We start from the raw sequence: 13,352 nt of genomic DNA, 5'->3' as shown, positions 1-13,352 counted from the left end.
GAAAAGCTGGGCGCCCGCTCATAGCATCGTGCCTTCGTATCGACGGCCATCCGGCCCATGACGTTCAGTTCTGACGAACCTTACGTCCGGATCTCTTGGCGGCACGCTCGCCAGGATAGAGCAGGATCATCGCAACGTAGATCGCGGCGCCGACGATGAGCGCGATGCTGGCGACGGTAAGCGCTAGATCGAACGCGGCGTCTACGTCCGGCACGTGCCTCACGATTACTCCCACGGCAGGCGGCCCCATGATCTGTCCGATCGCGAACACCGCCGTAAGCAGTCCCATGTAACGCGCGTGGTGGCTCGATCTGATCCGCCTGACCTCGTTCATCGCGAAGAAGCTGATCGCGGTGAACGGCAGGCCTACGAGAACGCTGCTGAGGGCAAGGCCGAAAGCGTCCTGCCAGATAACCGACAGCCCCACTCCGACCGCCTGCACGAGGTATGCGGCAACCAGATGGAGCCTCACGTCGGCGCTATGCTTCACGCGCGCCGCCAGCAGCGATCCGACGACTGCCGCGACACCGAACAGCGGCCAGAAGACGGTGAGCAACGGCGAACCGGGAACGCTGTTCTTCGCGATCACGGGAAGATAGGTCGCCGTGACGATGTAGCCGAAGCCGGCCAGCCCGTAGGCGATCGCAAAGAGAGGCATTTCCGATTTCGGCACCTTGCCGGACGCCCGGGTCGGAGTCCCGACCGAGTAGGTGTCGGACGGCTTCGAATTGTTCCCGAAGGTTCTCCAGATGATGGCGCTGATGGTCGCCGAGAGGGCGGCAAACACAAGCCAGGCTGTGCTGCCCGACAGCCCGAGCAAGGTCATTCCGCTCGCGGCCAACCCGGACGCTGCGATGCCCGCCCCCGGACCGGTGAATATGGCGCTTCCGATCGAGCTGCCGGTTCCCGAGAGCTGGGCCAGACACCAACCGGAGGTGAAGACGAATCCGATCGCCGACGCAACGCCCGCCAAGAACCGAAGAGCGACCCAAGCCTCGGCATAGGGCGCAGACATCAGAGCCGTAAGGAGGACCGTGGACACCAGTGTCGGGCGTATGAGGGAGGTATGATCCCACGTTCTGGGTACTGCCATCGCCGCCAATGCACCGACCAGGTAGCCGACGTAGTTTGCGGTGGCGAGGCCCCCGGCTCGCGAAAGATCAAGGACGCCGTCGTGCAGCATCATCGGCAGGATTGGAGTGAATGCGAACCGACCGACGCCCATGGCGATGGCGAGGGACGCCGATCCAGCGAACACGACCACATATGGGCTGGGGCTGTGTTTAGACATGAGGCTGTCCTTCGTTCGATTGGAGACCGTCGCCACGAGCTAGCGCGACGGCTCCCCTTCAGTTAGATCGGTCGAGGTCTGCGTGAACCGTCGGTTTGCTGCAGCTGTCTGCCGCGATCCGGAAGGATCTGCGGGATGCTGTCAGGCAGGACTGCGGCGTGCGATGACGTCCAACGCGGAATGATAGAGCTCTTGCGTCAATTCCTCGGCACCAACTTTCAAAGCAAGACGGGAGGCCTGACCCGACCAGAGGTTCGTAAAGTCGTTCCTCGACTCCGCCTCGGCTTTTGCTCTGATGGGAACGAGAGCTCCTCCGGCAGTTGGAAATGCAGGCACGGCATCTGAGATCGGACCCAGATCGCGCATCAGGCGGTTTACGACGCCTCTCGCCGGACGGCCGGTAAAAACGTTAGTTATCGCGGTGCTGTCATCTCGGGCGGAAGCCAGCGCCTCCGCCTGAACTGCGGGAATCCTCGCCTCGGGGCAGAACAGGTATGCCGTTCCGACCTGGACTGCGGAAGCTCCCAGCATAAGGGCAGCGGCGACGCCCCGCCCGTCGGCGATTCCGCCGGCGGCGATAACTGGCACCCGCACCGCGTCGACCACCTGCGGCAGGAGCGCCATGATTCCAACCTGTGTCGTCATGTCCTGGCTCAAAAAGTTCCCACGATGGCCGCCCGCCTCGAAACCCATGGCGATGACTGCGTCGACGCCGTTTTCTTCGAGCCAGACGGCCTCGGCCACGGTCGTCGCGGAAGACATGATCTTCGCTCCTGTCGCCTTCACACGCTGCACCAGCGACTTTTCAGGCAGCCCGAAATGAAAGCTCACGACTTCCGGCTTCAACTCCTCGACCACCTCGCAGAACGTAGAGTCGAATGGTGCACGGCCCGCTGCGGCGATCGGCGCGGCATGGTCGAGTCCTGCGTCCACGAAGTAGGGCGCGAGCAGAGCTCTCCATCGCATCTGCGCTGCCAGATCTTCGGCGGGGGAAACATGTGAGAAGAAGTTCACGTTCACAGGCGCGTGGGTAGCGGCGCGAATCTCATGGAGGGCCTGGCGCAACCCCTCGACGTTCAACAGAGCGCTTGGGAGAGATCCCAGACCGCCGGCCTTGGCCGCGGCGACGACCATTTCGACCGTAGTCGCGCCGGCCATCGGCGCCTGGATGATGGGAAGCTCGATTCCAAACAGGTCGAGAATTCGGCGATCGGGCCAGCGGGTCATGTGGACTCCTTGTCGTGCGTGACTTTGCAATGCTGATACCGCGGCCACCATCCACGTCTATTGGACCTTGGTGTGCTGATGAGCGACCCAATCCGAAGGTATCGGGAACACCTTGGTACAATATCGGGTCCCGAGTTTCGGCGCGATGGTCGTGGCAGAGCGGCGACGGCGCGACCGCCGGGCAGCTCCCGGCCCGTGGCTGGATCAACGCATCACACTAGTAACAAAGCGACGACCGCCACCCGGCGGCCGAAGGGATCCTCGTCGCCAGACGGAGGCAGGCATGAGCGTGCACAAGACTGTTATCATCACCGGCGCGTCGCAAGGGATCGGGGCGGGACTGGTCAAGACGTTTCTGGACAAGGGCTGGAACGTGGTCGGAACCTCCCGGAACATCAGCGAGAGCACGCTGTTCGACCGCGCAGGTCGACTGGAGCTGATCGGCGGCGACGTCGCGGATTCCGAAACGGCCGAGCGGGTGGCGACAGCGGCGGTGGAGCAATTCGGCTCGATCGATGCGCTCGTCAACAATGCCGGGGTCTTCTTCACCAAGCCGTTCCTCGAATACACCATCGAAGACTTCCGACGCCTGTGCGCGACGAACGTCGAAGGGTTCATTCATTTTACGAAGCACGCCATCGGCCAGATGCTGCGTCAGAAGTCTGGCGGGAGTATCGTGACGATCACGTCGTCCTTGACGGACCATCCGATCGCGGGCGTGAGGGCGTCGCTCCCAATGATCACCAAGGGCGGCCTCAACGCGATCACGAAGAGCCTTGCGCTGGAGTTCGCCAAGGATAACATCCGCGTGAACGCGCTCTCGCCAGGCGTCGTCGACACCCCTCTCCACGCGAAGAACCCGCGGACCTTCCTCGAATCCTTGTCGCCGATGGGGACTATCACGGCGGTTCAGGAGATCGTCGACGGCGTCGTTTATCTGACGGAATCCTCCAACATCACCGGGGAGGTGCTGCACGTAGACAACGGCGCACATCTCGGCAAATGGTAGTCGCGAGCGCGGAGGCGCGCATCAAGGAATTGGCGATATGCCTCCCGAAGGCGCCCACGCCATTCGGCGCGTACGTCGAAGCGTTCCAATCCGGCTCGCTGCTCTTCCTAAGTGGCATGCTGCCGGTCGCCGGACATGTGCCACTTTATATTGGGCTCGTCGGCCGCGAGCTGTCGGTGGCCGAAGGCTACGACGCGGCGAGAGCTGCTTGCTTGAGCGGTCTAGCCGCGGCGCAGGCGCAGCTAGGGACGTTGGACAGGATCCGATCGGTCGCCAAGCTGGGCGTCTATATCGCCTGCCCCTCCGATTTCCATGAACACCCCAAGGTCGCCGATGGAGCTTCGGAGCTGTTGCTCGACGTGTTCGGCCCCGCCCGGATCCCTCCCCGGGTCGTCCTCGGCGTTTCCAGCATACCGCTTGGAATGCCCGTCGAGATCGAACTGGTCTTCGAGATCGGACCAGCGTTTGCATCCCCCAAGAACGGAGCCAGCCATGAACGCTAGACGACCAACCAGGACAAGCGCCATCGCGATGTCGTCGAAAGTCCTTACCACCGCGGCGCTATTGCTGCTTCCGGCGCTCGCCCTATCCGGTCAGACGAAGGTCGCCGAAAAGGTGGAAAGTGGTGCAGAGGTCAAAGCCGACCCAGGTCAGGAACATGCGCAGATCAAGGTGGACAAGCGGACGCCCGCCTACTGGCGTATAACCTTCGACAATCCGCCCTTCAACATCTTCGGACCGGAGACGATCCCTCAGATGGAAAAAGTGGTGGCCGCAATCGAAAGCGACCCCAATCTTAGGGTCGTCGTGTTCGACAGCGACGTGCCTGGGTTCTTCCTCACCCACTACAACTTTACGCCGCCCCTCGCCGAATCCACCGGCCTCCCCTCAGGCCCGACCGGCTTGCACCCGCTGCCCGACATGCTGGTCCGGATCAGCAAGTCGCCGGTCGTCTCCATCGCGCTCATCCGCGGCCGCGCGACGGGCGTCGGAAGCGAGCTTGCCCTCGCCAGCGACATGCGCTTCGCAAGCCGTCAGAAGGCAATTCTCTCCCAATGGGAGGTGGGCGCGGCGCTCGTTCCCGGAGGCGGCCCGATGGCAAGGCTGCCGCGGCTGATGGGGCGCGGCCGAGCGCTCGAAGTCCTTCTCGGATCCGATGACATCAACGGCGATCTCGCCGAGGAGTATGGCTACGTCAACCGCTCCTTCGACGACGACAAGCTCGACCCGTTCGTCGACGCCCTCGCGATGCGGATCTCTGGCTTCGATCGGCAGGCGATCGCCGACACCAAGCGCCTGGTCGATTTCGCGAGCCTTCCGAGCGATCCCGAGATCGCCGCCGGCTGGGACGCCTTCATCACGTCGGTCCAGCGTCCGGCGGCGCAGAAGAAAATCGGACGCCTGATGGAAATGGGCCTGCAGAAGGATCCGGACATCGAGGCCAGGCTCGGACACTACACGCAAACTCTGGCCGATAAGTAGGCCGAGACGGTGCTCGCGCGGAGAGCGGCAGGTCGCGCGCGGGCATCGGACATCCTTCAACGCATTCAACGACAATGGAGATATCCCATGCACAGTCTCGAACACCAGATCGTCGATTCAAGCTTTTCGGCCATCATCAATGCGCCGATCGAGAAGATCGACATCCCGACGTGGTGCTTCAATCTTCCCGAAAAGGAATATCAAGGCTGCTCGCCGGCCCACATCGCGGCAGGCTTCACCACCGCGGCCGACGGCACGCGGATGTCGATCAACGTCGAGACGATCGGCGGCAGCCTGATGGTCCAGCATTACCATGAGACACTCGGCGAAAAGCATCATCTCATCCTCGACTCCGATTCAGACGTCTTCACTCCAAACGGCCGGGTCACCATACACGTCACCTGGGAACTGAGTGTGAAGAAGGTGGATGCGAACCGCTGCGAATTCACCAACCGCGTCCAATCCTTTGCAACGGACGAGATGATCGCCTTCCTCGATCGCCAGGGAATCCCGTTCGAACTCTTCCGCACCCAGCGGCAGCCGATGTCCATCGCCCACAACAAGGGCGAAACGCCGCTGTTCGCTGCGAGCATCGAACGCGCGGCCCTGAAGAACTCCGCGACGAAGGCGGCCTGAATCGGCGAAGGAGAACATCATGACTGAACTATCCTTCGATAGAAGCAATACCGGACTGCTGGTGGTCGATCCGTACAACGACTTCATTTCCGAGGGTGGCAAGATCTGGCCGCGGATCAAGGAGGTCGCCGAGGCGAACAACTGCGTACCGCACATGCTCGAAGTGCTGACAACCGCCCGTGAAGCCAAGATCCGGGTGTTCTTCGCGATGCATCATCGCTACCGGGCCGGAGACTACGAGAACTGGAAGTACGTGGCGCCGATCCAGCGTGCGGCCTGGCACCGCAAGAGCTTCGAATTCGGCACGTGGGGCGGCGAGTTCCGTGCCGAATTCGTTCCCGAGGCTGGTGAGGTCGTCGCATCCGAACATTGGTGCTCGAGCGGCTTCGCCAACACCGATCTCGATCTTGAGCTGAAACGGCACGGCATCCAGCGTGTCATCGTGATTGGCCTGGTAGCCCATACATGCATCGAAGCCACCGTGCGATACGCGGCCGAACTTGGATACGACGTCACCGTCGTGAGGGACGCGGTCGCCGACTACTCGCCGGAAATGATGCATGCGGCGCTCGAGGTCAATCTTCCGAGCTACGCGAGCGCCATCGTGAGCACCAAGGAAACCGTCGCCGCGATCGCTCTCACCCAGACGGCGTAAGCTCGACCCCGTTGCCACAGCCATCCGGCGCGCGTCCTACCGCACGCCGGATTCCTCAGTTCGAACAGGAATACTATTTTCGCTTCGGGGGTTGGGAGGTGCTTCGCAGAACCTTATTTGAATTCCACAGCTAGCCGCCGACGCCTCCCATTTTCATGGAAGGCGGCCTGCTCGTCATTCGAAAGGATCCACGATGACACTCTCCGGCGACCTTCTTATCGGCGGCGCGAACGTGCGCGGCGCGGCCTCAGCTTTCTCCGCGACCAATCCTGCCAACGGCAACACCCTGGAGCCGAACTTCGCAGGCGCGACGAAGGAGCAGGTCGAGCAGGCCGCAGCCTTGGCGTGGGACGCCTTCCCGGTCTACAAGGAGACATCGCTCAAAGATCGAGCCCGCTTCCTGGAAGCGATCGCGGAAGGAGTTCTCGCCCTTGGCGACGAACTCGTCCTGCGAGTGATCGACGAGACGGGACTGCCGCGCGACCGCATCGAAGGAGAGCGTGCCCGGACGGTCCGACAGCTTAGGCTCTTCGCGAAGGAGGTCCGAGACGGTGCTTTCCAGGAATTGCGCTTCGATCCAGCCGAAACCGACCGCAAGCCGGTTGCGAAGCCCGATCTTCGGCTCCGCAACATCGCTCTCGGTCCGGTCGCGGTGTTCGGAGCGTCGAATTTTCCCCTCGCCTTTTCTGTCGCTGGTGGCGACACTGCCTCGGCCCTCGCCGCCGGCTGTCCGGTGATCGTCAAGGCGCACTCCGCCCATCCCGGAACCTCCGCATTGGTTGGCAAGGCCGTGGTCGACGCCGTCGCGGCATGTGGGCTTCCGTCGGGGACTTTCGCGCTTTTGTTCGACGCAGGATTCGAGGTCGGCCAGACACTGGTCGCCGACCACCGGGTGCGCGCCGTCGGCTTCACCGGCTCTCGTCGTGGGGGCACCGCGCTGATGAAGATCGCGTCAGAGCGGAAGCAGCCGATACCCGTCTACGCCGAAATGAGCAGCATCAACCCCGTCATACTCTACTCAAACGCACTGCTGGGCCGGGGCGCGGAAATCGGGAGATCGTTCGCGGCTTCGCTGACCCTCGGCGCCGGCCAATTCTGCACGAATCCTGGTCTGATTATCGCCATCGAAGGCGCGGGGCTTGACGCCTTCGTCGAGAGCGCGGCGGCAGCGTTGGTGGAGGCGCCGGCTCAGACCATGCTCACACGCGGCATCTGCGAGGCGTATCGAAAAGGCGTTGCAAGGCTTTCGTGCTCACCGTCCGTATCGCAGGTCTCTGCCGGGAAGAGCGGAACGGCTCATCAGGCCTCGGCCGCGCTTTTCCAGACGACGGCGGCGGCCTTTCTCTCCAATCCGGAGCTTCAGGAAGAAGTCTTCGGCGCGGCGGGATTGATCGTTCGCTGTAGTGACCACGACGATCTGCGCAGGGTCGTCGAATCCTTGGAAGGTCAGTTGACCATCGCGCTGCACGTGGATACCGAGGACGTCGCCGCCGCCTCCCAGATGATCCCGCAGTTGGAACTTCTCGCCGGCCGGCTCCTCGTCAACGGCTTCGGAGCCGGCGTCGAGGTTTCGCCGGCAATGGTGCACGGCGGCCCCTATCCAGCGACGTCGGACGGAAGATCGACTTCGGTCGGCACATTGGCCATCTATCGTTTCCTGCGGCCGGTCTCCTATCAGGACTTCCCGGTCGACCTGCTGCCGGCGCCGCTCAAGAAATCCTGACGCGGTAGTGAACGGTCAAGAAAGAAATGCCGTGGGATGGTTCACCCCAGGGGATGACATTCCCGTGCTCAGTTCCCGGCGGCTTTGGCAGCCATCGTAGCCTTCGCCCACCAGACCAGCTCGTCCAGCGCAGTCTTCGCCGACGGCAGCAGGTTGGCTTCGATCTCTTCGATCGGCTTGTTGCCGCCCATCGAGAAGACGGTGAAGAAGTCTGTGCCGCCAATATGAACGGCGGCATGCGTGGAAACCATCTGCAGCTCGACGCCGATTCCACGCAGATGCTCGAGTGCGCGCGACCCGCCAGCGGTGCCATACGCAATCGCGGTGAACGGCTTGCGCGCCCATTCCACGTATGACTGATCAAGGGCGTTCTTCAGCACGCCGGTGATCGAGCGATTGTATTCCGCGACGACGAAGATGTACCCGTCATATCGGGCCACGGTCTGCTGCCAACGAACGGCTTCCGCACTCTGGCTTGGTGCGTAGGCGTTCGACGCGACCTCGTCGAAGAACGGCAGCGGATGGTCGCGCAGATCGACGATTTCGACGTCGATGTCGTCGCGGGCCTGAGCCTGCTTCAGTATCCACTGTGCGGGCTTGTCGGCGAAACGGGTCGGCCGGGTGGAGCCGATGATGATGGCGATCTTTGGGTTCGTGGGCATGGCATTCCTCGTTTTATGTCGGGTTGATGTTGATGACCCTCCGGGGAGAGGATCAGTCGCTACTCAGGGCGTCTGCGTAGGCATAAAGCCCGGGAGAACCTCCCGTCATGACGAACAGGACGTTCGATCCAGGCGAGATGACTTCGTTTTCGATATCGGACAGCAGGCCGGCAAAGGCCTTCCCTCCGTAGACGGGATCAAGAAGCAGGCCTTCAGTGCGGCCGAGGAGCCTGACCGCTTCGACCATTTCGGGCGTCGGCATGCCGTAGCCGCCGCCAAGCTGCGCTCCGTCTATCGCAAGCTCTTCGGCTCGAATTCGGTCTTTCTTCCCGAGGAGGTCGAAGACCGAGTTGATCTTCTCCGCCGTCGCCGCGACGCATGTCTCCGCGGGCGAAAGAACCGTGTATGCTCTGATCATGGAAGGATCTCTTCCGGCCAAGGCGGCTCCTACGGCCAGGCCGGCATGCATGCCGCCGCTACCATTTGGGATGACGACGTGGTCGAACGCGACGCCGATCTCAGTCGATTGCGTCTTAATTTCGAATGCGCAGTCGACGAAGCCAAGAGCTCCGACCGGCGTCGAACCGCCAAGCGTGCCCACGAAAGCCTTGCCTCCGGCCGCGGCGATCTCTGACGCGCGGGCCCTGGCGGTCGCGCCCGCGTCGTCGCCGGTGCCGAGGATGTGGACGCGGGCGCCGAAGAGCCGGTCCAACAAAACGTTGCCGTTGGCCTGATAGATCTCGGTCTGGCGGGGCACCATTTGAGCTAGAACGACCTCGCATGCCAGTCCGGTTCTGGCGCAGGCGGCCGCGGCCAGACGGGCGAAGTTCGACTGTACTCCTCCGGTTACGACAAGGGTGTCGTAGCCTTCAGACCGGGCCTGCCCGATCAGGAACTCAAGCTTGCGGAGCTTGTTGCCCCCGCCGCCGAGCTCCATGAGATCGTCCCTCTTTGCCCAGATCGAGACGCCTCTTCGCTTCTGGCCGAGCAGCACCTGCTCCAGACGATCCAGCCGCTGGATCGGCGTCGGCCGGCTTATCAAGCGTACGCGGGGGAACTGATCCAAAAGATCGCTGTCGGACATTTCTGGTCTCGTCTGTGAGTGTTGTCGTGCTGCTTGTCGGGACGCCAGAGCCGGCGTCCTGTACCGAGCGGCCGGAAATGTCGCGAGACAGGTTTGGCATCAGTTTCTGCCGTGCCGCCTCACATGAGTTCTAGTCGGCGATGTCGCGAACCGAGGGAAGAGTGGTAAGCTCGCCCATGCTGAGACCGGTCAGTGCGGGATTGCCGGCGTCTTTCGCCTTCAGAGTGAAAAGACGTGGGCTGTCAGCGAAGCGTTCTGAACGCCGCCCGCAGCTCCGATGCGAAAAGCTCCGGTTGCTCCCAGGCGGCGAAATGGCCGCCCTTGTCGACTTTGTTGTAGTAGATGAGGTTGTGGTACGCCTTCTCGGCCCAGCTCTTCGGAGCCTGGTAGATCTCGCCGGGAAAGACCGTGATCGCGGCCGGTATCTTGATGTTGACGGCGTTGAAGTTGTTGGCGTTGTTCTCCCAGTAGAGCCGCGCGCCCGACGTGGCGGTCCCTGTGAACCAGTAGAGGGAGATGTCGTCGAGCATCTCGTCCTTAGTCAGCGACTTCTCCGGATCGCCGCTGCTGTAGGTCCAGTCGGCGAACTTGTCGTAGTACCAGGCGGCAAGACCGACGGGCGAATCCGTCAAGGCATAGCCCAGCGTCTGCGGCCGGGTGACCATCATCAGGGCGTAGCCGGCGCCCTTCGTGTAGAGCGCGTTCATCTGCTCGTAGGCGGCCTTCTCGTCGTCGGAAAGACCGGCCGGCGCGGGTTCGCCGTCGGCGAGAGCCTTCGCAATGTCCGGAGGAACGGTGGCAGGCATGTTCGTATGAATGCCGAGCAGTCCTTCCGGCGCCTGGGCCGCCATCTTGTCGGAAACGACTGCGCCCCAGTCGCCGCCCTGCGAGACATAGCGGTCATAGCCCAGCCGCTTCATGAGCACATGCCAAGCACGTGCGATGCGGTCCGGTCCCCACCCAGTCTCGGTCGGAACCTCTGAGAAGCCGTATCCGGGCATCGAAGGTATGACCACATGGAAGGCATCAACGGCGGTACCGCCGTGCGCGGTCGGATCGGTGAGCGGTCCGATCGTCTTGACAAGTTCAAGGACAGACCCCGGCCAGCCATGCGTCATAATCAGCGGCAGCGCTTTCTCATGCCTGGACTTGACGTGAATGAAGTGGATGTCCAGGCCGTCGATCCTGGTCATGAACTGCGCATGCGTGTTCAGTTTCTTTTCGCACTGCCGCCAGTCGTAATCTGTCCCCCAGTATTCGATGAGCGGCTTCAACTTTTGAAGCTGAACGCCTTGCGTGCGGTCGGAGACCGTCTCCTTGCCGGGCCAGCGGGTGGCGCGAACGCGGCGACGGAGCTCATCGACGTCCTTCTGCGGAATCTCGCACTTGAACTGACGCACTGCGTAGCCTCCCGCCGCCGCGCGGGCAGGTCTGGGGAGAGTGCTGAGCGCGGCGGTTGCGGCTGTGGCGACGAGTAGTTCGCGCCTCGTCGGCCACAGTACGGTCTTGGTTTCGACTTCTGCTGACATGACGTCCTCCGTCTGGATCGAAGTGGTTGTGATGGGTCCAAGGATCGTCTGGCAGCAGGGCTGCCGATGATATTGTGCTTAGGTATCGGCAATACCTAAGCACCGGTTGCCGGGGTGAGTGGCGGGTCGACACCTTCGAACCATGACGCCGACCGAGGAAACGGCACATCGTTCTCGGATCTGGTGTAACCGCCTCGTGCGACGGAACGCTATCCAAGAACCAAGCTCACCCGACGTCCGTGCACGCCGACCACATCGACAGGACGTTCAACGCCGTCATTCGCAGGTCCGACGTCCATCGCGCCAAGTCCTTCTACACGGGCTTGCGCTGGCGGCCTCGATGCCGACGTCTCCGGAAAGGACGGTTACAGCGCCTCCGTAGGCCTGCGCCGCAGGCGCCCTCCCCGCCTGTGCGGCGCGTGAAAGCGCAGACCCGATCGGACCGGCGCGTTCCCCACTGGCTACCTGCGACAGCGCTTGTGTCCGCCATTCACGTCAGGCGCAAAGCCGAAAACAAACTCGCCATGTTGGTCAGGGAGTAGTTAAACGCGTCCGCTGGTCTTGGAATTGCCACCGCCCACAATTTTGCAAATCACCCAGGGCCACCGGGTCCCGCTGTGATGCGTCCAATTTCTGATCGAAGACGCGGAACGGCGAAGTCAATGAACCTTCGGACTTTCGGAACGGCTGAACGGCCTTGAAGGGTCAATATAATGAACGGGCATAGCCGGCGACTCGGCGCTCGGAAGAATGATCGAGACGGGGCCTTAAATGCTATGGATATGGAAAACCTCACTCGATGTGGTCGTATGGGAATGCTGCAGTCGCATGGAGCGGCCCCTCATCAGGGTCGCGGACTTCCCTAACCCGCTACTGCTGCGATGCCGCGATCAGGGTAGCGCAGAGGTGACCTTGACCTATTGTCCCAAGGTGTCATCAATACAATTGGATCGGTCCAGGCATGCATGGTCAATCGTTGATACCAAGTGTAGCGGCCATGTTGACGAGATCCGGTAGCGACTTGGCGTGCATCTTGCGCGTCATCTGTCCCCGATGCGCTTTGACCGTGATTTCGCTGATGCCGAGTTCGAAAGCGATCTGCTTATTCATCAGACCGGATACAACGAATGACAGAACCTGCTGCTCACGCCGGCTGAGTGAAGCGTGTCGCTGCCGCAGCACCTCTAGATTCGATTGCGATGAGAGCGCGGCCCTACTGCGCTCCAGTGCCTGCTCAATGGACGCCAGCATAACATCTTCACCGAACGGCTTGGTCAGGAATTCAGCGGCGCCGGCCTTCATCGCCTTAACGCTGGTGGGTATGTCGCCGTAGCCAGTGACAAAGATTATGGGGGTCTCGATTCGCTCGGCAGCAATGAGCTGCTGCAGGGCAAGCCCATTCAACTCGGGCAGATTAACGTCAAGGATAAGACAGTTAGGCACTGCCAAGCGAGGTCGAGCAAGAAACTCGATGGGAGATGCGAATATCTCCGGCTGCCAGCCGGCGGAACCAATGAGCAATTCAAGGGATTCGCGAACTGAAATGTCGTCGTCAACCACGAACACGACAGGCGTCTCATTCGTCATTGGTGATGATCCGGCATGGTTCGGCGCGTAACCCAAATCCCTAAGCATTGCGTATCTCCAGTCGACAAATCTCGTAGTCGGTCGTGTTGTTCAAACGGATGGAATCGCCTTGGCCAGAGCCGTTTGCAGGGCGGCATCGCTGAATGGCTTGTAAAGGCAGTCCACGGCGCCATCGGCCATTAGGCCCTGCCTGACGAACTCATCGCGATGTGCGGTGATGAAAATGATCGGCACCGGTTGCCCCCTGTCGCGTAAGTTGCGCAGCAGCTCGGTTCCAGTCATGCCCGGCATCGCAATATCCAGTATCAAGCAACTCGTCCCGACCTCGTCGCCTGACGCTAGAAAGCGTTCGGCCGACGAGAACGCCTCGACACGATAGCCAAACTCCCTCAGAAGGTCAGGCAAGGACTCGCGTACGGATTCGTCGTCATCGACGATCGACACGAGTGGACCCTTTTCGTTCATCA

General features: G+C 61.8%; 13 protein-coding genes. 6 read left to right on the top strand and 7 right to left on the bottom strand.

Features of this window, described 5'->3' with window-relative positions; all coding sequences use genetic code 11:
* Positions 1–64 precede the first annotated feature (64 nt).
* Together EJ079_RS12730 and EJ079_RS12725 are read right to left on the bottom strand one after the other, a co-directional pair.
* On the bottom strand, positions 65–1,291 hold the full coding sequence (locus EJ079_RS12730; RefSeq protein ID WP_127809136.1) for a YbfB/YjiJ family MFS transporter: 1,227 nt from the start codon (positions 1,289–1,291) through the stop codon (positions 65–67).
* A gap of 141 nt (positions 1,292–1,432) precedes the next feature.
* The gene (locus tag EJ079_RS12725) at positions 1,433–2,518 is read right to left on the bottom strand and encodes a nitronate monooxygenase (RefSeq protein WP_127809135.1); all 1,086 of its coding nucleotides are present in this window, start codon (positions 2,516–2,518) and stop codon (positions 1,433–1,435) included.
* A gap of 283 nt (positions 2,519–2,801) precedes the next feature.
* Here EJ079_RS12725 and EJ079_RS12720 point away from each other — a divergent pair, with 283 nt between their 5' ends.
* From EJ079_RS12720 to EJ079_RS12695, 6 genes are all read left to right on the top strand, one after another.
* Entirely contained in the window at positions 2,802–3,527 is a 726-nt protein-coding gene (locus tag EJ079_RS12720) for an SDR family oxidoreductase (protein ID WP_127809134.1), read from the top strand.
* Entirely contained in the window at positions 3,521–4,030 is a 510-nt protein-coding gene (locus EJ079_RS12715) for a RidA family protein (protein ID WP_127809133.1), read from the top strand. Before EJ079_RS12720 ends, EJ079_RS12715 begins: the two co-directional genes overlap by 7 nt.
* A complete protein-coding gene (locus EJ079_RS12710) occupies positions 4,020–5,009 on the top strand; it encodes an enoyl-CoA hydratase/isomerase family protein (protein ID WP_164873781.1) in 990 nt (329 codons plus the stop codon). The genes EJ079_RS12715 and EJ079_RS12710 overlap by 11 nt, the downstream gene beginning before the upstream one ends.
* Positions 5,010–5,096: 87 nt before the next feature.
* Positions 5,097–5,645 carry a hypothetical protein gene (locus tag EJ079_RS12705; RefSeq protein WP_127809132.1) on the top strand — a complete coding sequence of 183 codons (549 nt, stop codon included), beginning with the start codon at positions 5,097–5,099 and terminating at the stop codon, positions 5,643–5,645.
* Between the two features lie 19 nt (positions 5,646–5,664).
* Positions 5,665–6,300 carry an isochorismatase family cysteine hydrolase gene (locus tag EJ079_RS12700; protein WP_127809131.1) on the top strand — a complete coding sequence of 212 codons (636 nt, stop codon included), beginning with the start codon at positions 5,665–5,667 and terminating at the stop codon, positions 6,298–6,300.
* 193 nt (positions 6,301–6,493) lie between these two features.
* Positions 6,494–8,023, top strand: coding sequence for an aldehyde dehydrogenase (NADP(+)) (locus EJ079_RS12695; RefSeq protein ID WP_127809130.1), 1,530 nt, complete (start codon positions 6,494–6,496; stop codon positions 8,021–8,023).
* 68 nt (positions 8,024–8,091) lie between these two features.
* Here the strand turns inward: EJ079_RS12695 and EJ079_RS12690 are convergent, their stop codons facing one another.
* The 5 genes from EJ079_RS12690 to EJ079_RS12660 all read right to left on the bottom strand — a co-directional run bounded on the left by EJ079_RS12690 (position 8,092) and on the right by EJ079_RS12660 (position 13,350).
* A complete protein-coding gene (locus EJ079_RS12690) occupies positions 8,092–8,685 on the bottom strand; it encodes an NADPH-dependent FMN reductase (protein ID WP_127809129.1) in 594 nt (197 codons plus the stop codon).
* Positions 8,686–8,737: 52 nt separating this feature from the next.
* A complete protein-coding gene (locus EJ079_RS12685; RefSeq protein ID WP_127809128.1) occupies positions 8,738–9,769 on the bottom strand; it encodes a D-cysteine desulfhydrase family protein in 1,032 nt (343 codons plus the stop codon).
* Positions 9,770–10,011: 242 nt separating this feature from the next.
* Positions 10,012–11,298: an epoxide hydrolase family protein gene (locus EJ079_RS12675; protein WP_127809127.1), complete on the bottom strand. Its 1,287-nt coding sequence runs from the start codon at positions 11,296–11,298 to the stop codon at positions 10,012–10,014.
* 969 nt (positions 11,299–12,267) lie between these two features.
* Positions 12,268–12,885 (bottom strand): response regulator, encoded by a 618-nt coding sequence (locus tag EJ079_RS12665; protein ID WP_127809126.1) that lies wholly within the window; start codon positions 12,883–12,885, stop codon positions 12,268–12,270.
* Positions 12,886–12,975: 90 nt separating this feature from the next.
* Complete coding sequence (locus tag EJ079_RS12660) at positions 12,976–13,350, bottom strand: response regulator (protein ID WP_127809125.1); 375 nt, start codon at positions 13,348–13,350, stop codon at positions 12,976–12,978.
* Positions 13,351–13,352 lie beyond the last annotated feature (2 nt).

The organism is Mesorhizobium sp. M7A.F.Ce.TU.012.03.2.1, assembly GCF_004006095.1.
Taxonomy (GTDB): domain Bacteria; phylum Pseudomonadota; class Alphaproteobacteria; order Rhizobiales; family Rhizobiaceae; genus Mesorhizobium.
The sequence above is the reverse complement of the archived record's forward strand: the minus strand, read 5'-3'. Positions and strand labels throughout refer to the sequence as shown.